Raw genomic sequence first — 18936 nt, forward strand, 5'->3', positions numbered from 1 at the left:
CAGCATAGTCTTGAATATAAACTTTTTTAATATACTTTTCATATGCAAATTTATATGTTTTAACCTAATAAATATGTTGTAGAGTAAAAGAAATTTTTAAAAAACTTAAATTGGATACTATATTAAAAAAGCTTTTATAATAACAGGAAAAGATAGGGAAAAAATGCGCGTATTAATTATTAGTGGAGGATTACCCATTGACTATACTATTCAACTGGGTAATTCATTAAACAATAAAGGAGAAAAACTTATAATTTTAGTTGACAAGGAGGATTTGGATGAATTTGGAGAATATATTGAAAATGATGTATTAATACTAACAAAAAGGAAATTAAAAAGCTTTAAATTATTACTCTCAAATATTAATATATTGATAAATTTAATAAAAAAAATACGTCAAATGGAACCAGATATAATCCATATTCAAGGAGGAGACCCATTATCTATTATAATTCTCCCATTCCTTAAAAAACATACATTAATATCGACATTTCATGATGTAAGGGTCCATCCTGGTGTTAATCCACTATTAACTAGATTTGTACAATTTTATTTAAAAAAAAAATCTAGTGCTATTATTGTACATGGCAAAAAGCTGAAAGAAATTTTTTTAAGATCTAATGATTTTCCAGCAGATGCAGTCTATCCAATAAAAATGGGTGAAATAAATGTTAAGCCCTTTTTAAAATATTACGACGAGGATATTAAAGAAGATGACTCAATTTTATTTTTTGGATGGATTGGACTTCATAAAGGACTAATCTATCTTATAAAAGCTGCACCATTAATCAAAAGAGAATTTCCTAACTTTAAAATTGTTATAGCTGGCCAAACGGGCGAAGGAAAAACAAATAGAGAATATTTTGAACTTTGTAAAAGACAGATTAGTGATGACAATTACTTTGTTTTATACCCTTATCGTATTTCGTGGAAATTCGGAGCTGAATTATTACAGAAATGTAGTTTGGTGGTTTTACCATACATTGAAACTTCACAAAGTGCTGTAATTTCAACTGCTTATGGTTTCAAAAAACCTGTGGTTATTACTAGAGTTGGTGCAATGCCGGAAATTGTTGACAACTGTGAAACCGGTTTAATAGTTCCACCTAAAGACTCTAAATCCTTAGCTAAAGCTATAATAAAATTATTGAATGATAAAAAATTAAGAAAAAAAATGGGTGAAAATGCCCAGAATAAACTTAAAACTGATCTTTCGTGGGATAACATAGCAAAAAAAACAATTGAAGTCTACCAAAGATCTATGTCTAAGAAATAATCCATCAAAAGGCCAAGAAATATAAATGACAACCCATTCCCCTAAATATAACAAATTTGCCAAAAACACATCTGGCATGTTCTTGATTAATATAATTATAAATTTAAGTACAATATTATTACTCGCAATACTAACAAAAAACATGCCCCTAAATGAGTATGGTCTTTGGGTTCAAATTACAACTACTACAGGATTAACAACCATATTTGCTTTATTAGGTTTGAATATCTCCATGTTAAGATATGTTTCTGGAGAAAAAAATAAAGATAAAATAAAAGAATGTTTTTATTCGATTTTCTTTATCGTGATAATGTCAGGTTTATTAGTGTCAAGTCTAATTTTTTTAATGTCAGACCAGATCGCCAACTTACTATTTGATGATAATTCTAATTTAGTTAAAATTTTATCAGCATACATCCTTTTCATTACTCTAAATACACTTATTTTAAATTTTTTTATTGGTTTACAGAAAATAAAAACTTATGGTCTATTATCATTTACAAAAGTTTCAATAAACATCATCATTGTATCTTTTTTTGTTGTTTTTTTACACTATGGAATTTACGGTGCGTTAATCGGAAGTATCTTGTCAGAACTTATATTGTTAATCATAAGCCTTTCACAAATAATATACAATATTGGAATAATATTCCCCCGATTAAACAATATTAAAGAATATTTATCATTAGGCCTACCAATTATACCTTCAACTATCTCTGATTGGGTAATTAATTCAAGTGACCGTTATTTGATTGGAATAATAATCGGAATTACCTTTGTCGGTTTGTACTCGCCTGCTTATACCCTAGGAAACCTCCTTTCAATGATATATGCCCCCATATCATCTATAATATTAACTTCGATATCTAAAGGTCATGGAGAAGAAGAACACTCATACGTTGAAGGATTGATTAAGAATTCAATCAAATATTATTTATTTATTGGAATACCTGTTTTTTTCGGCCTTTCAACACTATCTAAACCATTATTAACAATATTAACAACAACTGAAATCGCAAATTACTCTTTTTTTATAACCCCATTTACTGCTTTAACTTTTTTAGTGGTCGGCCTATATAACATAATAGTGAACATAATAGTCTTGAAAAAAAAGACGAAAATTGTTGGCATCACTTGGACTGGTGCTGCAGTCATAAATTTGATACTAAATCTAATCTTGATACCTATAATAGGAATATTAGGTGCAGCAATAGCAACATTGATTTCATACGTTTTAGCATTTTTTGTAGTTGCTTACAAATCTAACGAATATGTAAATATAAAAATTAGTTATATATTCATTTTTAAGACCATTATCTCATCAATTCCTATTTTAATTTTATATTGTATTTTGAACCCTATACAATTATTTGACATAATATTTTTCATTATGACTTCTTTTTTAGTTTATTTAATTATAATGTTAATCCTAAAAGGAATTGGTAAGAAAGAAGTTTTATTTATAAAAAATTTACTAAAATCATTTAATTTTGATATTTAATTATATTTATCAATTTTGGTATTGACCCTTTAGAATACTAGAAGTTTTATATATTATTTTATCATTATGCTAGAGAAGTGTAGTTCATGAGTGTGGCCCTAAACCTGGTTTTGTGGATTGGCTTGTCCTAATAAAACTGTGCAGATTACGGGAAAAATGAAAAGACAGATTTTAGTAATGGCTTACAAGACCCAAAATAGTATTGTTCATAAAATATTGCAGAACATGCTCTAAAAGTTTCACTTCACGTTCTACCAGAATATTACACGATTTAAGAACTGATGAAGAGACAATTTTTGGCTGTGAAAGTTTTTGAATGCATGAGCTATATGAATTAATAAGAGTCTATGGAAATCACCAATCACATTTGGAGCCTAAAAGAAATATTAACATCCCCTACCACGAAAACATGCACATGAAGGCCAATATTCAATTTTAGAATTTTAAAAAAAAATAATAGACTTACTTAATATTAACTATTAAAAAATATCTGAGAACCACCATTATCATAAATTTTATTTAATTCAAACATTTTTCTTTCACGGAATTGAACTAAAGTTTTATTATAAAATTGTCCATTAATCTGGAATCGATCATCAACAATATTCCTTGTATCTGCATATACAACCGAGTTTCGAGGTAAAGAAATATTTTGACGTAACAGACCAGGGGTACCTCGAATTTGCGCAAAAAGATTATATGCATTATCATCCGCATACAAAATTTGTTTAGTGTTAAGTGTTAAATTATTAATCCATTTTGCACTTGCTACATCCTTATCATTAAAAATAGGGTAATCAACCTTATTTTCAAAGGATATATTACTCGATTCACCAACTATTTGATATATAAATCCAGTATTGAACAAAAATAAGACCATTATGAAAACAGCGACAATGTGGTAGTTAAATTGTTTAATATGAATTTTTGAACCTAATATGTCATTAATTACTTGTAAAAACATAATTAACCCAATGACAAACATCGGTGCTATTATTAATAAAGAAATATGATACAATCGAGAAGTGTTCAAACTAGATCCGAAATATGGAATAAATATTCCTGCCAATAGAATTATGAAACTTGAAAATATAAACGCTAAAAAGATTCTATCAAATTTGAATTTTGATCTGCCCATAATAATCATTATTAAAGCAAATGAAATAAAAAATTGACTTAACAAATGAATGTATTTACTTATTTTGCTAAATAAAGAACTGGTTCCTGATTGAATCAGACTTAAACCTTGAGTTGAACCTCCCACATTAAAAATATCTGTGAATATTCCACTTGAAATTTTGTTTACCAATGATACTAACGAGATAAACGTTAAAGAAGATGTAAGATAAATATACCAAGCCAAAGTAAAGGTTACAAAAAAGAGCAGAAAGGTTAATGTTATATTGTTATTGAGAGAATTCGAATTAACTGAATGTTTTATATTACTAAATATTTTTTCAAATCGACTATTATCAATCATTGAAAGAATTAACACAGAAATGACAAGCATCAATATGAAAATATAAGTTAATCCATAATGTGAAACTATTAAACTTACTGCGAAAATTAAAAATAATATGGATTTTTTGATTTTTTCAATCTTAGCATCTACTATCAATAACAATAGTAATACAAAGAATAACTCAGCTATTTGTTGTTTTGCAAGCTGTGGCATTTCTTCATAGAATACAAATACCGAAACAAAGAAAAAACAAGCTAAAAAAGCAATTTTCGCTGAAGTTTGTTTTTTATATATTTGATATAATATTAGTGGTACGAAAGAATAAATAAATGGGTATATGACTTTGAAAACATAGTTAAGACTTATATTGGTAAAGATTGAATAAAACGGAGCAATAATAACAACACTTAACATAGAATTAGGTGTGGAAGAAGACATATAACTCAATAATGAATTATTCAAAACAATTGAAGCATAATAATATTCAAAATTTATATCCCAACCCCAAACATACTGGGATATTAGAGATCTGTGAAATAAAAGAGCCAAAGAAACAACAAATATCGCTAAAGGATAATATTCACTTTTTATTTTACCAAAAACAACCAAAAGTGGGATAATGGATATAATCAATATAAATAACAACATTATGAAATTATTCTGATAATAATTCATGAAAAATGTGCCAATTATTGCAATAAAAGGTAACAATAAGATGAATAGGTTAACTGGATTTATATTAATCTTTTTATTTAAATGAAATCCATCATCACGAAAATATGATATGATACACAGGATTATTGTAAAAATAGTCATTGTTAAAATTAAATAAAAGGGCGAAAGAGGTTTATTTATGCCTAAAATAGGATAAATAAGGTTAGATGAAAACCCGATGATCATTAGGGCAGTTAAGCTTAATCCCATTGCATAAGAAATAGACTCCATACTGCTTAAATCATGAATTTTCAGTATTCTAAGTATTAGGAATCCTGGAACAAATGTTAAGTAAATAAAACCAATAACTTCAGTAACAAATGGTAATCTTATGTTGAACATAGGCAGTATGATAGAACCTAAAAGAATGACCTGGATTGATAGCACTAAACTTAAAAACTTTTTTAATTTCCAATCATTAATTTGGAATATATTATCAATTGTTAACATGGTAATCATTAATATAAAATTTATTGTACTGTTTAAGTCTTTAATAATTCATTATAAATCTTTAATAATTTTTCAGATATAACCTCATTCGAAAACTTTTTTTCTACAGTTTTTTTAGCATTTGCTCCCATTTTCTCTGTAATAATAGGATTCTCAATCAAATAATTAATCTTTTTTGACATTTCATAGGAGTCACCAACAGGAACTATGAAACCATTATAACCATCATAAATAGTTTCTTCAGCAACCCCAACATTAGTCGTTATCACTGGCTTTCCTAAAGCCATAGGTTCAATCATTGCATGACAAAATGTTTCTGAAAATGAAGACACTACTGCAAAATAAGATTTAGACATTAATTTAATAGTTGTTTCGTATTCTAATTTACCAGTGAAATTAACAACTTCTTCGAGCCCACAATCTACTGAAAAAGAAATTAATTCATCCCTAAGGCTACCATCACCCACTATAACTAATTTAACGTCTTTTAAATGATTTGAAAGTAGTTTAAATGAATTTAACAATATTTTATGCCCTTTATGTTCCTCTAACTGAGCAGCATATATAACATATTTTTTGTTTCCAATTCTATCCAAAATCTTTTTTTCATCTTTATTGAGATTTTTACTCTTAAACTTATTAATTTTCACAAAATCTAGTCCATTATGGATAACTACGGCCTTTTCATGATTTAAACCAGCATCTAACAGACTTTTCCGGGTTTGATTAGATACAGGAAACACACAATCAAGGAAATAATTATAAAATACCATTAGAATATGTAGAATAATATTTTGATTATTTATATTTTTAAAATAGTTGAGTGGAAATGAATGGAAATAAGTGAATTTTCTAGTTTTTTTATTTGATACTTTCGTTGCAAAAAAGGTTATAATTAAATTGATATTTCCTTGACATTGAATTATATTTACATCATTTTCATCAATTAACCTTGCAATAAAAATAATGTTTTTTATAATATGAACTGGATTAATGCTCTCTAATTGAGGGATGTGAAGATTAATAATATTATTTTCATTCAATGATTTAATTAGATCAAATTGTTTTCCTTCAATAGGCCCACCATATACTGCTATTATATTTACACCTTTTCTTTTAAGTACTTGAATATACTCTGTTAAATGATAGGTAATGCCAATACCTCTTGAAGAACTGAAGTACAGTATATTAATTTTATTCATATTACTCCTTTTTGGCTAAGATGATTATCCCTGATGCATAAATCTTAATCTTCGAAAAAAATCCGTCCAATAAGCTTAAAGATCTTAAAACTCCCTTATCATTAATTAATTTTGTTGATTGTATATCTTGAATGTTAAACCCAACGATTTCTAAATGTTCTTTAAGGGATCTAAGGTTATACGGTTTAATATGGCCAATAGGTTTTTCAGCCAAAGGTATTTTTACCTTTTCGCCAAATGGTTTTCCTATTCTATGCTCAAGACTTATTTCATAAGCAGGCGGCAGATAACCAAATAAAAGGCTAATTATTGCTAACCAACTTCCAATATTAGGTGATGAAACCAAAAATACACCTCCTGGTTTCAATACTCTAAAAACTTCATTTAATAAGTTGTCTGAATTCGTTAAATGCTCGATAATGTCCATTGCCGTTATCAGATCAAGATAATCATTCGGAAAAGGAAGTTGTTGGCTATTAATATTCATAGCAAATGAATTAATACCTTTCTCTTTAGCGAGCCTTACGGCCTCATTGCTAATATCAATACCAAAAATTTCGTTAGAATGTATTTCATTTCCTATCATTAATGTGAAATCCCCATTCCCATTTCCAATATCAAGATATTTATCCGCTTTTATTTGATGTGTACTGATAATTTTTAATACTTTTTTTCTGAGGTATCCTGAACTTCCTTCAACTTCTCTTTCATTATAAAAACTTTTGACATTCATAAAAATACCCCAACAACAATATAATTGATGGATTACTATCATTTTTAACCTAAAATATAAAAAATTCTTTGTCCATAAATTAATTCAATATTTGTGAATTATTTCTTTATAAACACATTCCATTTTTTCCACTACAATTTCTAAACTAAACTCCTCTTTTATTACTTTTTTTCCATTAACAGAAAACTTTCCACTTAATTTTGGATCTTTAAGTAAAGTCAACATAGCTTTAGTCATTGCATTAGATTCTTTAACAACAAAACCCACTTTATTATCAATTATATCAGAAATACCGGAAACATCAGTAACAACTACAGGAGTACCACATGCCAATGATTCTAACACAGTTAGGGGGAAAGTTTCATAGATAGAGGGTAATACGTAAACATCAGCATCAACATATGCTTCCAATTTATCTTTCCCATATAAAGGTCCTGTAAACAACATCTTATTTTTAATGGTAGGATCTATTTGTTTTTCTAATTCTGATAAAAAACCACTATCCGGACCAACAATTACAAGACGTATGTTATCTAATTCTTTTGTCAAGTGTAAAAAAGCATTTACAAGCAGATCTATACCTTTTATTTTATTTATTCTGCCCAAATATAGGATTACTCTCTCATTTTTTTGGATACAATAATTGTCTTTAAATTTACCTTTACTTGGTAAATTTTTGAACTGATTGATATCAATACCATTGGGTACAATCACAATTTTTTTCTCATCTACACCCATCAGTTTATACTGCTCGACCTCCACATCAGTAAGAGCTATTAACTTATCAGCATGATTCAAAATATCATATCCAAAAAATAAATCATAAATTTTCTTTAACAATTCATTACTGAAAAAAGGTAATACCGATCCATGTGCTTGTAGACTATATGGTATTTTAAATCTTTTTGCATACTTGTGGACTACCCAATTTTGGTATGTTCTAAAATCTTGGAGATGAATTACATCATAACTCTCTAAATTTTCCTTTAACCAAATTTTCATGGATGGAGAATAAATAAAATTAAACTTGGAGGAAATAGTTTTAAATTTTATTATTTCAACATTTTCGAGGCCCTTAGCAAAATCTTCATCAAAATCAAAATCTGTAGTGATTATGGTAACATCATGTCCCCTACAAATCAATTCCTTGGTAAGATTGTAAGTAGACTGAACAACACCACTCCTTGGAAAAAACCATTCAATAACTTGAAGAATCTTCATATAATCTCCTTATTTAATTGAAATTTAATTCTTGAATCAGGAATCTATATTTCCCACGTGAAGTTCTAGGAATTTCATCCACAAATTTAAGTTCTAGCGATAAATCTCCTAATTTCTTCATAAGCTCTGTATGAATATACTCACTGTCTTTTTGGATGTATGAAGGTTTCTTCACTATGTTTAAGATAACTTCACCAACTTTGTCTTGATGAAATTGGAATTGTTCAACATTGTCAAAGACATTTGAATGCATATTTAGAGCAGTTATCGGTATTAAACGATGCTCATTAGCAATTATGAATTCTTGAACCCATCTTCCTTTAACATCTTTAATTTGTTGGTAATTTCTTTGACATTTGCATTTTTTAGTTGAATATGTCGCTAAATCATCAGTTTTATACCTAATAAGGGGCATAACATAATTTGTTAATCCGGTTCCAACAATTGTTCCTATTGCATCATCACTTTTAACTTTTTTCCCCCCATCATCTACTAATTCAAATATTCCGTACTCGGGGAATATATGATAGTGATTGCTTTTTTCACATTCACCTGCTAAAACCGTTCTTTCAGAATGACCATACCAAGTATATACCCTACAATCTAATACTTTTTCCAATAGTTGTCTTTGATGAGGATAAATATTTTCAGATCCGCATAAAATAGATTTTACACTTTCAAAAGGTTTTATATCATTTTTTTGCATATAATACGCCAAAATTGTAATTGTTGAGGGGTAAGCTTGGATGAAACTGGGTTTGAATTCTCTTATTTTTTCAACATAATGACCTAAATTTGCATCAGTCATGTGATAAGACGATAATACTAACCAACGACCAAAAAATGTATTTTTCCAAAATATTCCTTTCTTAGCCGATTCAACTGTATCTCCTTTAAGTATCAAACACTTATCACGGAAATTATAGCCTACTCGATCCCATAATGTTTTTATGAAAGCCCATTCTATTGCCCTCGAAACACCTTTTTCATAATAAAACCCTAATGGAACCCCACTGGTTCCTCCAGTAGTAACATATTCAAATCTATTATTTGGAACATTTTTTGCCTTTAAATCGTTCAAATTTTCTCTTATTAATTCCTTTGTTAAGAAGGGTAATAATTCAAGATCATTAAAATCCTGAATTTCGCGTGGTTTAATACCCCTTTCATTAAAAACTCTGGTATAATACGGAACGTTCTCATAAGAATGATGCAATAACTCTTCCAGCCTATTTAACTGGTATTCTTCAAGCTGATCCTTACTCCAAAATTGCGACTCTTTTAAAAAATTATATGTCTTTGAAAAAGAACTATAAGCTGAAAGGAGACCTAAAGCCTTAAAAGTTATTGAATCGCTTACGCCCATTTATTCCAACCCGTATTTCTTCTTATACGTTCCAACAATATCTTCCATCAACTTAGTAGCTTCCAATCCTTCCTGAGCAGCTACAGGAAGCGGATCTCCATTAAGAATGCTCTCCACGAATTTTTCAACCACAATCTCTGTTCCAATTTTTTGCCTTCCAGAAAGAACATTTATTGTGGTAGATAATGTACTACCAATTCTTTGCCCTACATGACCTAAAGATTGTTTGGCAACCGGCATATAACTCAATTCACCAAGTTTATGCTTAACTAGTTGCATCGCATCCAAGTCTATATGTAACATGGCTTTACTGCCAATGATATCAATTGTTGCAGCCCAATAATTAGTGGTATATGTTAAAGCTACTGAACTGAATCCATTTTCAGCTTCGATCTCTATCCTGAAATCATCATGCGGCGCCCAATCATAATTCAAGAAACTCTTTGCGAATACATCAACATTTTTTATGTTTTCCAAAAACTCAAGTGACATGTAAGATATGTGTGGTCCTGTTTCCCCAATCACTCCCCCCGGGAGTTTATGATACCAATGATCTTTAAGATCAATCATATCATGTTTTGGAGTGGATAAAAATATTCTCATACCTCTAAATTCACCAATTTCGCCCTTATGAACCATTTCTTTAGCTTTTATGAATGGCGGGTGGAAAAGATCGTTGTGAACTACAGAAAGCTTCAAATCTTTTTCTTCAGCTATTCTTATCATCTCTTCACAATCAGAAGCGTTGAGAGCCATTGGTTTTTCCATTATTACATGAGAACCACTTTCCATAGCCTCAACTGCTATTGGTGCGTGGATTTGGGGAGGAACACAAATGTCAACAATATCCAGATCTTCATCTGCAAACATTTTTGAAGTTTTAGTGTAAAAATTTGGAACCTTGAATTTTTCTGCTGTTTCTCTTGCTAAATCTTCATTTAAATCACAAACTGCTTGAAGTTGAACACCTTTAAGTTTTTTATATGCAGGTATATGTCTTAATTGTGATATTAAGCCACAACCTACGACCCCTACTTTAAGATCGCTCATTTAATGCCCTCCTAATTTTCCAATTTTATTCTTTTCTCAAATAAATCCGTAAGTTTTTCCCAGTCATTGTGTCTTACAAACTTCCAGGATTTTTCGCCTTCTTTTTCAATATTCATGTTAATTGATTTTGAAACTACATCTTTCGAATTTTTAACATAAACCACACCATTATTCTCCCCAAATTCAGCTATTACACCAGGTAAATGAGTAGTTATCACAGGTTTACTCATGGCCATATATTCATAGATTTTTATAGGTACTATATCTTGCATTATAACTTCATCAGGATAAGCAGGGAGAATGCAGACATTTGATGCAGCAATGAATTCCGGTATCTTATTGTAGGGTTGTTTACCCGTTAATATAAGTTGATCGTCCATTTGATATTTATCTCTGATCTCTACTAAATCTGGATAAGCGTCTCCATCGCCAACAACCATCAATTTAATATTTTTATTATTTTCTTTACCTATTTTCTCTGCTACTTCTTTAACACCTGCAAAGTGGTAAATCCATCCCATGAAGAAAAGAAGTAACTCCTCATCATTAACACCATAATTTTTGCGAATATGAAAACCATCAATTTTATGGTCAAATCTTTTAAAATCAATACCGGCATCGATAATAATTGTTTTTTCTTTATCAGAACCTAATTTAACAGCAAATTCTGTAAGCTTCTTATTAATGGTTATAACTAAGTCCGAATTTTTGATAATCTTCTTGTTAACCTGTTTACCAATGTATTGCAGCGACTTCTCAGGTATTAAAGTGTAAAGAACATCAATGAGATAATAAACAAATGGTATATTATGTTTTTTAGCAACCTTAGAAGCAATGTAAGTATTAATCAGACCAAACCCAACAATTACATCTGGTTTGAACTCCTTTATCTGTCTATTAATTTCTCTCCAATTAGTCCATGCCCATGAAAAATAATTCAAACCAGGAATCTTAAGTAGACTTGGTCTTATAACATCTATCCGGGCCTCATCATGGATTTTATGAACATCTCTGAAAACTGTTCTTTTTGAGATCAATCCTTCATTTTTATTAGTTTTCCAGTCGATCTCGTAGTCAATAACCCGGATCTTATGCCCTCTCAAAGATAATCTTTCCATGAGGTGGTGTTGTTGATGAGGGTTTCTCTGGATCCAGTCGGATTCTTGTACAACAAGTATATTCATAAATATCAGAATTCAGCGCTTTTTTCGATGTCTTCCCAATTTTCCACAAACCAAGAATGAGTCTTTTTCAAACCATCTTTAAATCCGGTCTGCGGGTTGTAATCAAGGATTTTTCGGGCTTTTTCAATGGAAGAAAGTAACCGTGTTTTGGCATCCCAGTCTCTGCGGGCCGCATAGGCTATTCCTTCAGTGTTACCGGTTAACTCATTCACAATATTAGCCATGTCAATAACTCTTGTTTCTTCAGCTGAACCAAGGTTAATTGCTTCACCAATAGCCTCTTCAACAATTCCCATAGCCAGAAGACCGTTAACAATATCATCCACATAGGTCCAGTCACGAGTTTCTGAACCATCCCCAGTTATGGGCAATGCCTGATTAGTCATTGACCAGTACATGAAGTTGGGAATGACATTCCTGTACTTTCCTGGAACTTCCCCTGGACCAAAAACATTGAAGAATCTGGCGTTAACAATTGGTAATCCATATAGATTGTGGAAATAGTTAGTGTAAAGTTCACCTATAAGTTTGGTGACTTGATAAGGTGTATGGAGGCTAATTGAAATATCGGGTTCTTCAAAGGGCATTTTAGAGTCTAATCCATATACTCCACATCCAGAGGATGAATAAACGAAACGTTCCACCCCTACCAGATGAGCGTACTCTAAAACTTTTAGAATACCCATTCCGTTAACCATGAGGTCAAGTTCAGGGTTGTCCACTGAGTTTTGATTGGCGAAATGAGCTGCCAGGTGGAAAACATAGTCTGGTTTTTCCTTGAAAACCCTTTTTAGCATCTCATCATCCAATATATCTCCTTTAACAAAGGATATATTTTCAGCTTCAGGAATGTTCCATTCATATGCTGAGTCAAGATTATCCAGAATAATAACCTTGCCTGCGTATTCTGATAACTTCTTTGTGAGGTTGCTTCCAACGCAACCTGCACCACCTGTTACTAAAACTGTTTTATCATTGTAATCTGTGTAATCCATATAAATCTCCCACATAGCATGAACAGATAATAAATTTAATCAATCTTCCACCCTATAAAACCATCGCATCCATTCAACGGTTTTTTCAATTCCTTTTTCAGGATCTATTTTAGGGTCATGTTTTAATTCTTTAATTGCTTTGGAAAAGTCTATGGTTTTAACCTGAGTTGTGAAATCTTCGGCTTCTTCATAGTTAACCAGAGAATCATCTTTACCAACAGCATTCAAAACCATGTCTGAATAATCTTTGATATCCTTTTCCCATTCTATTCTTCCACCAACATTGTAAACCTCTCCAGGGACGAAATTATCCACAATATTAGCAAAAGTGAATGCAGTGTCCCCCACGTAGTCAATGATGCGCTTATGTCCTTTATAAACAGTATAGGGTTGATTATGTAGAGCTTTATAGATAAAAATAGGTATGAAACCTTTATATGGGGAATATTCTTCATGAGGCCCATAACAGTTTACAGGGCGAACACGCACGGTTTCTGTTCCGAACATGGTGGCAGAGTTCATACACATAAGCTCACCAGCCCACTTAGTTATGGCATAATCATTCATCTGGTAAGTGTCCTTAATAGGATTGTTTAACATAACATCTTCATTCATTACCCCATTGTAATCACCATAAACTTCAGCTGATGAGAAAGATATCATCCTGAAACCCAATTTTTCCTGTAACCGGATTATGTGTTTGGTTCCGATGACATTAGTCTGCCACAAGTTTTCGTAGTATTCTTCACCGTTCCAACGGCCGTATTCAGCAGCTAGGTGATATACATAATCAAATTCATTATTTTCAAAGATTCGTTCAAGCTGCCGATAGTTGCGCACATCACAGCGCTGGTAGTTGTCTCTGTTGTTGTGTAAGAGGTCAATAGCAAATACTTCATGCCCTCTTCCCTTTAATTCGTTAACGAGATTGGTTCCTATGAATCCTGCTCCACCTGTTACCAGTATTTTCTTAGTTTCCATTAATACTCCCCTTATATATCATCAGTATTGGAAATGAATCTTTGTTGATTACTATAATTATATTATAGGTGAATTATATTTTTTAACATTTGGAATACGCGGAGTATGTAGTAAAGAGGTTCAAAAACTCTGGGTACGGAAACACTACTAATCACTCCAGGTGTAGGTAAAAAGATCATATTTAACATGGTGTTAATTTTGTCTCCTCTTTTTTCACGTATTTTCATGTGAAAAATGACTTTCTCCAACATTCCCAATGTTTTTGGTGTGAATAATCTTTTAATAATAATTACAGATATGATTTCTACATCTTCATTATTTATCTGTTCTAAAACCTCTTTTGAAGGTTTTATTCCAAATAGCTCTTTTAAAATATATAGATTTATCATAAATATTCTTTGCACACCCAAATCACTTGCAATTTCTAAAAGATTCTGCCAGTTTATTTTATCCTCTGATTTTATAAGTTCAGAAATATCACAAAACCTGTAAAGGCTTGAAAAAGAGTGAGTGGCATTGTGAATTGATAAAATTAATATCAAATATTCAGGAGATATGGTTTTCACCTTGAATTGATCGAGGTCAACTTCCCTTAAGAATTCGTTTTTATTGAAAAAGGGTTTATTCTGGATTGAAACCATGGATAATAATTTCCATTTTATCTCCAGGGTGATGCCTGTTTTTTTGTTTGTAAAATGATATTCGCGTTGAAACTTGTAGAAGGCCATTTCTTGTTCAGGGGTGAGGTTCATCCAGAGTTCATAACCCGCTTTAACTAGGTGATTTCTTGTTTTGGGCACGTCTTTTAAGGGAACATAAAAATCCAGATCACCGAATATGCGGAATCCAAGGTTTTTGTAAGTCATTATTGCTAGTGCTGGGCCTTTATAAGGTATAGGGGTGATGCCCTGTTTCTGCAGTACATCAATGACTTCCAGAAGTTCTTTGAACATTCCAAGATTTTTCCGGACATTTTTATGGAAATGTTTCTGTAACTCCATTTTCAAATTGCTGGGGATTGCATCCGGAGATATTTTATTCAAGTGCCAGTATAATAAAGGGCTTATACGATGCAAATAAGCCATGTTAATTAAATAGTCCCAGTCTAGATTCATGGCACTTAATTGTTTGATCTTTTTTACATTACCCTCAGAAGCCTGAGTTAAAGAGCAATTAAGAAGTAATTGGTCTTCTGGTTTCAGATCATATTTTCTAGCCATTGGATCACTCAAATAAAAATATTAATGAAAAAACTTATTTGATCCATTATATTTTATAGTTAGTATAAAGATTAAGTGATTAATATGGGAAAAAAACTATCGGCTATTTTCATCTTTTCTTTTATCCTAATTATATTAGCCAACTCAGGGTGTATAGATAACACCAAAGCCAATAACACATGGGGGGAGAAGAAAATATCCATGGATGCAATTAAAGTTTCCAATAGTGTCGGTAATCGCAGCGAGAATAATGACTCACTTTACTATGTAAGTGGATCTATATTAAACCAAAACCCCTTTGAAGCCCTGGATACTAAAATAACAGTTACCACTTATTATTCAAACGATACTGTGTTTGCAGTTAATGATACACCCTATTTAAACCCTCAAAATATACCCGCTAATGGAAAGTCATCTTTCTATGCTCGGTTTGATGATCCTGATAAGAAAATAGCTAAATTTGAGGTTAAAATATTATCTGCAAAAGGGGAATATTAAATCTAAATCACCTATTGACACCCTGCACCCCACAGATATCCCAGAACCAACCTTTTTCATTTTTCAATAATTCATCCCAGGTCCCCGACTCCATAATCTTTCCACCATCAATTAGATAAATATAATCCGCGTTTTTAATGGTGGAAAGCCGGTGGGCAATCATTAAGATAGTTATGTCACCGTGAAGGTTTTCAATGGCCTTCAATATCTTTTTCTCGTTCTCTGAATCCAGGTTACTGGTGGCTTCATCCATTATTAATAGGGATGGTTTTCGCAATAAAGCCCGTGCCAGTGCAAGGCGTTGCCGTTCACCCCCTGACAATCTGACACCCCTATCTCCTATTATGGTGCCCAATCCTTCAGGAAGTTTAAAGACAAAATCATAGGCCGCAGCCAGTTTCAGGGCTTCCTTGAGATCATCTTCCTCTGCATCCGGACAGGCCAGTAGCAGGTTAAATCTAATACTTTCATTGAAAAGAAAAGTCTCCTGGGCCACGTATCCGATCCTGTTTCTCCAGTATGTGAGTAACTTATCAGAAACAATCCATTTATCCACAGCCACCTTTCCTCCGTCGGGCTGTATGAGTCCCATGACCAGATCAGCCACTGTACTCTTACCTGCACCAGATGGTCCTGCTATGGCTGTTGTCTTACCAGCAGGGATCTTGAGTTTCATATCTTTTATGGTGAAATGTTCTTCACTCCTATATGAAAAAGTGACATCTTCAAAGCGGATCTCCTTTTTAAGTTCAAGTTCTCCCTCAACGGTATCTCCAGAACCAGCAATCTCACTATTTTCCAGGCACTGCTCTTCCAGATCCATCACATTCCGGAAGGCTGGTAACATATTGATAAAGTACTGATAGGCACGCTGGATAGATGAAAACAGAGGAATCATCCTCACGAAGAGGTATATCAATAAAAATAAACTAGCTGTGGGTAACTTGATTACCTGAATAAGGACCAGGACCATAATAGCCAGTACAATCACAGTACCAACATCAAATAACAATTTAACATCAGCGTAGCTTTTAATGGTTTCCAGATAATTACTGGCAACCTGGTTAGTCTGGTCGGAAAAAACCTGGATGTTTTTTTCCTGCATTCCAAAGCTCTTGATGGTTTTCATACCATCCAAGTGCTGCATTATAGAATAATATATATCCCTTGTAGTTGTGGTTATCTCCTCACCACTGGACCGAGACTTGGAAGCCCTTCTCCTAAGGATTAAAAGAATGGCAATTCCCACTGCAAAAATAACACCCGTGAGGAGTCCAGCCAGTTCTAAGGCAAAGACAATGTACACCACCAAAATCATGATACTGGCAATGAAAGTTAAAAACTGACCAGTCCCCACACTTATTCTGTCAATCTCATTGGTAAGTGCATGGGCGAAGTTTGAGGTCTTCATTCTAGAAAAAAACAACCATGAAGAATTAATAATGGAATTATAAAGGCGTTTTCTGAGGTGGGCGGCGAATTCGTACTGGATTTGGGATGTTTTAATGGTCTGGTATCGGGTTAAAAATGCACTTAAGCTTATCACCAATACATAAATAACCAAAACCATGATTAGAGTTGGTTGCAAACCCAAAGCCGTGAAAAATGATGATACTAATCCTGCAAGTTGTCCCAGTGACCCCTGACCCACGTCCAGGCCCACCAGTTGTAGGAGGGGAATTAGAATCAGCAAGCTAACTGCCTCGTTGAAACTGATGACAACCATCAAGGCTATGGCCAGAGCAACTTTTCTGGGCATTAACTCTGTTAAATTTCTGGTGTACTGACCTAGAAGGCTGTTTTTGTATTTATTATTCCCCAAATAAATCTCCTCTAATTATTTAACCTATATAAAATTTTATATTTAGTCCATGCTAATATCCATTATAGTTTTAAAATCCTTCTCAGATTCCCCTAAAACCACAGAATTACCATTTTCAAGCCAGGCGTGGGCTTCAAACTCACCATTTTGATCCAATACTCCTATTTTAATAGAAGTGGTGTAACCATACTTGGAGAATAATATGTATCCTGCCATTGCCTGTACCAGGCAGGTTGCTCGGGGCACGTATCTACTAACAACAACTATTATCACCCTCAAACTGGAAATAGACACTATATGAACATTGTCTGAAGAGAGGAAGTAATTGGCGATCTTCTGCACGCTTTTCTGCACAAATTTAAAGGGAAATATCCAGACCATGAGTCTGATCACGATTACCCAGAATAATGCCTCGATAGCCACCAGTTTATCCCTGGGAGGTAATTTTATAAAATTTGAAATAATTCCCATATTACCAATACTACATTATTTGAAATACATATCGAAATAGTTTGAATTTATGATTTTGCTACGATCAACTTATTATTCATCTTACAGCATCATATATCATATTTTTGTACAGTAATGTTTTATTAATCTTTAAAAACATGGTATGAATCCCATGATCATTGTAAAATTATTATAATACGATGAAAATGTTTTAAAACTATAAATAATAGAGTATTCTGTTTTTAGAAAAATATTATTAAACAAATAAAATTTAAATGAATAATTAAAAACTGGATAGAGTTTTAGAATGTTGATACAACCATAAATGCACCAAACATTAATATAGGGCCTTAAAATTGGATAATAATCCTTATTAATAGAAAAGATCAGTACTCTTTGTGAGCATTATCACAAACTATTGTGATTATTGTCACTAAAAACTCATGAAATTATAACCCTTTGTGAAACTAAGTATTTATATGAAGAAAGTAACGACCGAAAAATCGTTACAGTCATGTCATTATATTTGAAGGGGTGGAAAAAATGAGCAATAACCTACAATTCAATGCAGAAAGAACCCTGAGTTTATTCTTATTCACCTTATTAATTATAATAATTGCAAGTGGAACTGCAACAGCTGCTAGTGCAATACAAGTAACAGAACCCATGGTAATTGAAATCTGGGGAACAGCAGACGGACAACCACCCACAGAACAAACCACACCCACAACACAACCCACAGAAATCTGGGGAACAGCAGACGGACAACCACCCACAGAACAAACCACACCCACAACACAACCCACAGAAA

Annotated in this window: 16 protein-coding genes; 4 read left to right on the top strand and 12 right to left on the bottom strand. The window is 32.2% G+C overall.

Annotation, left to right across the window (positions count from 1 at the left end; translation table 11 throughout):
* Nucleotides 1–163 precede the first annotated feature (163 nt).
* Nucleotides 164–1276, top strand: a complete 1113-nt coding sequence (locus HY987_RS05840) for a glycosyltransferase family 4 protein (RefSeq protein ID WP_292756559.1) — start codon at nucleotides 164–166, stop codon at nucleotides 1274–1276.
* A 25-nt stretch (nucleotides 1277–1301) separates the two neighbouring features.
* Nucleotides 1302–2777, top strand: a complete 1476-nt coding sequence (locus HY987_RS05845; RefSeq protein ID WP_292756561.1) for an oligosaccharide flippase family protein — start codon at nucleotides 1302–1304, stop codon at nucleotides 2775–2777.
* A 472-nt stretch (nucleotides 2778–3249) separates the two neighbouring features.
* Here HY987_RS05845 and HY987_RS05850 read toward each other — a convergent pair whose 3' ends face one another.
* From HY987_RS05850 to HY987_RS05895, 10 genes are all read right to left on the bottom strand, one after another.
* Entirely contained in the window at nucleotides 3250–5403 is a 2154-nt protein-coding gene (locus tag HY987_RS05850; protein ID WP_292756563.1) for a DUF2206 domain-containing protein, read from the bottom strand.
* Between the two features lie 32 nt (nucleotides 5404–5435).
* Nucleotides 5436–6605 carry a glycosyltransferase family 4 protein gene (locus HY987_RS05855; RefSeq protein ID WP_292756565.1) on the bottom strand — a complete coding sequence of 390 codons (1170 nt, stop codon included), beginning with the start codon at nucleotides 6603–6605 and terminating at the stop codon, nucleotides 5436–5438.
* Nucleotide 6606: 1 nt separating this feature from the next.
* A complete protein-coding gene (locus HY987_RS05860) occupies nucleotides 6607–7338 on the bottom strand; it encodes a class I SAM-dependent methyltransferase (RefSeq protein ID WP_292756567.1) in 732 nt (243 codons plus the stop codon).
* 84 nt (nucleotides 7339–7422) lie between these two features.
* On the bottom strand, nucleotides 7423–8559 hold the full coding sequence (locus HY987_RS05865) for a glycosyltransferase (protein ID WP_292756569.1): 1137 nt from the start codon (nucleotides 8557–8559) through the stop codon (nucleotides 7423–7425).
* Nucleotides 8560–8572: 13 nt separating this feature from the next.
* Complete coding sequence (locus HY987_RS05870; RefSeq protein ID WP_292756571.1) at nucleotides 8573–9925, bottom strand: hypothetical protein; 1353 nt, start codon at nucleotides 9923–9925, stop codon at nucleotides 8573–8575.
* Nucleotides 9926–10975 carry a Gfo/Idh/MocA family oxidoreductase gene (locus HY987_RS05875; RefSeq protein ID WP_292756572.1) on the bottom strand — a complete coding sequence of 350 codons (1050 nt, stop codon included), beginning with the start codon at nucleotides 10973–10975 and terminating at the stop codon, nucleotides 9926–9928.
* Nucleotides 10976–10986: 11 nt separating this feature from the next.
* Nucleotides 10987–12159, bottom strand: a complete 1173-nt coding sequence (locus HY987_RS05880) for a glycosyltransferase (protein ID WP_292756574.1) — start codon at nucleotides 12157–12159, stop codon at nucleotides 10987–10989.
* A 5-nt stretch (nucleotides 12160–12164) separates the two neighbouring features.
* Complete coding sequence (locus HY987_RS05885) at nucleotides 12165–13154, bottom strand: NAD-dependent epimerase/dehydratase family protein (protein ID WP_292756576.1); 990 nt, start codon at nucleotides 13152–13154, stop codon at nucleotides 12165–12167.
* Nucleotides 13155–13193: 39 nt separating this feature from the next.
* Nucleotides 13194–14135: an NAD(P)-dependent oxidoreductase gene (locus HY987_RS05890; RefSeq protein WP_292756578.1), complete on the bottom strand. Its 942-nt coding sequence runs from the start codon at nucleotides 14133–14135 to the stop codon at nucleotides 13194–13196.
* Nucleotides 14136–14197: 62 nt separating this feature from the next.
* The gene (locus HY987_RS05895) at nucleotides 14198–15355 is read right to left on the bottom strand and encodes a nucleotidyltransferase family protein (protein ID WP_292756580.1); all 1158 of its coding nucleotides are present in this window, start codon (nucleotides 15353–15355) and stop codon (nucleotides 14198–14200) included.
* A gap of 84 nt (nucleotides 15356–15439) precedes the next feature.
* Here HY987_RS05895 and HY987_RS05900 point away from each other — a divergent pair, with 84 nt between their 5' ends.
* Nucleotides 15440–15853 carry a hypothetical protein gene (locus tag HY987_RS05900; protein ID WP_292756581.1) on the top strand — a complete coding sequence of 138 codons (414 nt, stop codon included), beginning with the start codon at nucleotides 15440–15442 and terminating at the stop codon, nucleotides 15851–15853.
* A 7-nt stretch (nucleotides 15854–15860) separates the two neighbouring features.
* On the opposite strand, the gene HY987_RS05905 is transcribed toward HY987_RS05900, so the two are convergent.
* Both HY987_RS05905 and HY987_RS05910 read right to left on the bottom strand, forming a co-directional pair.
* Nucleotides 15861–17675 (bottom strand): ABC transporter ATP-binding protein, encoded by a 1815-nt coding sequence (locus HY987_RS05905; RefSeq protein ID WP_292756583.1) that lies wholly within the window; start codon nucleotides 17673–17675, stop codon nucleotides 15861–15863.
* A 42-nt stretch (nucleotides 17676–17717) separates the two neighbouring features.
* Nucleotides 17718–18098 (bottom strand): lasso peptide biosynthesis B2 protein, encoded by a 381-nt coding sequence (locus HY987_RS05910; protein ID WP_292756586.1) that lies wholly within the window; start codon nucleotides 18096–18098, stop codon nucleotides 17718–17720.
* A gap of 570 nt (nucleotides 18099–18668) precedes the next feature.
* Here HY987_RS05910 and HY987_RS05915 point away from each other — a divergent pair.
* The coding region (locus HY987_RS05915) for a hypothetical protein (RefSeq protein ID WP_292756588.1) at nucleotides 18669–18936 on the top strand (268 nt) is incomplete at its 3' end.

The sequence above is a fragment of the Methanobacterium sp. genome (assembly GCF_016217785.1).
In the GTDB taxonomy this organism is placed as follows: domain Archaea; phylum Methanobacteriota; class Methanobacteria; order Methanobacteriales; family Methanobacteriaceae; genus Methanobacterium.